The 612-nt window shown below is 76.0% G+C and carries 1 protein-coding gene; it reads right to left on the reverse strand.

The window, feature by feature from the left end; genetic code table 11:
• Positions 1–612: alcohol dehydrogenase catalytic domain-containing protein (locus IE312_RS42390; RefSeq protein ID WP_229900604.1), on the reverse strand; the 612-nt coding region annotated here is incomplete at both ends.

The raw sequence follows: 612 nt of genomic DNA on the forward strand, positions 1-612 counted from the left end.
ACCCCTCGCCGCCGGTGACCCGCTGTTTGGCGTCGGCCAGCTCCTCGGGCGGGACGGCCCTGGTGGCGCCGAACGCGAGGGCCGCCTCGCGCCGGGAGGCGACCGGGTCCACGGCGACGATCTCGGCGGCGCCCTTGAGCCGCGCCCCCTGCACGGCGCAGATGCCGACGCCGCCGCACCCGATGACGGCGACCGACGAACCGGCTTCCAGGTCGGCGGTGTTGAGGGCGGCACCCAGGCCGGTGGTCACCCCGCAGCCGATCAGCGCGGCGATGTCGAAGGGCACGTCGTCGGGGATCGGCACGGCGCAGCGGGCGTCGACCACGACCTCCTCGGCGAAGGTGCCGGTGCCCGCGAAGCCGAACACATCGCCGCCGGGGCGCCGGAAGTTGGGGGTGCCCGCGTTCATGAACCCGGCCAGGCAGAGCTGGGTCTGCCCGCGCCCGCAGGCGGGACAGGCACCGCAGGCCGGCAGCCAGCACAGCACGACCCGGTCCCCGGGTTCCAGGTGCCGTACGCCGTCGCCCACGTCGAGGATCTCGCCGGCACCCTCGTGGCCGGGCACGAAGGGGGCCGGCTGGGGCAGCACCCCGCTCATCGCGGACAGGTCCG

Origin of the sequence: Streptomyces capoamus (assembly GCF_014654935.1) — a bacterium.
GTDB classification, from domain to species: Bacteria; Actinomycetota; Actinomycetes; order Streptomycetales; family Streptomycetaceae; genus Streptomyces; species Streptomyces capoamus.